The sequence below is a fragment of the Bacteroides mediterraneensis genome (genome assembly GCF_016900355.1).
Lineage (GTDB): Bacteria > Bacteroidota > Bacteroidia > Bacteroidales > Bacteroidaceae > Phocaeicola.
In genome coordinates this window covers 1-578 of record NZ_JACJKA010000065.1, presented here as the reverse complement: position 1 = coordinate 578, position 578 = coordinate 1, and the positions used below count along the sequence as shown (strand labels likewise).

The 578-nt window shown below is 63.0% G+C and carries 1 protein-coding gene; it reads right to left on the bottom strand.

Annotated features, from left to right (window positions below; all coding sequences use genetic code 11):
- Positions 1–173 precede the first annotated feature (173 nt).
- Positions 174–578, bottom strand: a 405-nt coding sequence (locus H6A28_RS14820; protein ID WP_204481067.1) for a hypothetical protein, incomplete at its 5' end; no start/stop codon positions are given.

Below are 578 nucleotides of genomic sequence, written 5' to 3'. Positions count from 1 at the left end.
CTCCGCCACGGCTAGGGCCAGTTTGACCGCATCGTTGGGCCTGGCCTCTAGCAAGCTGTATGCCAACTCTTCCCACTTCATCCTGTAAAACTCCTTTCCTTTACAGCCAGTAGTCCAGGGCCTCCTGCTCCCACTGTTCTTCCATGGCATCGAACAGACGTTCGAGCGCCGCCTCACGGGCCGCCGCCCTGCGCTCCGCGCAGGCCTGGACGCAGGCCCAGCAACGGCGGCTGTCGCACAGCTCCCACCATGGGCACCTCAGATTGACTTCCAGTAACTTTTCCGACGGGTTCTCCACTGTTTTCACCCCCTTTCGCCTGGAATTGGAACTGAACGAAGCTGATACCCGCCTGGGGCAGATCGAAGCGGTAGGCCCCCGGTTCCTGCTCGGCCTGGCGGAAGTCCAGCTCGGCGTAGGTGACTTGGGGCCGCCCCAGGGCCCCGCCAGAGTAGTACCAGCGGCCCCCAATCTTCTGCGGCTCCAGGCCGTCACCATTTGGTGACGGGGCCAGCTCCTTGCCGATGTACTTGCAGACGTAGCTGACGGCCCGGTCGTACTCGCCGTACAGCTCTATGGC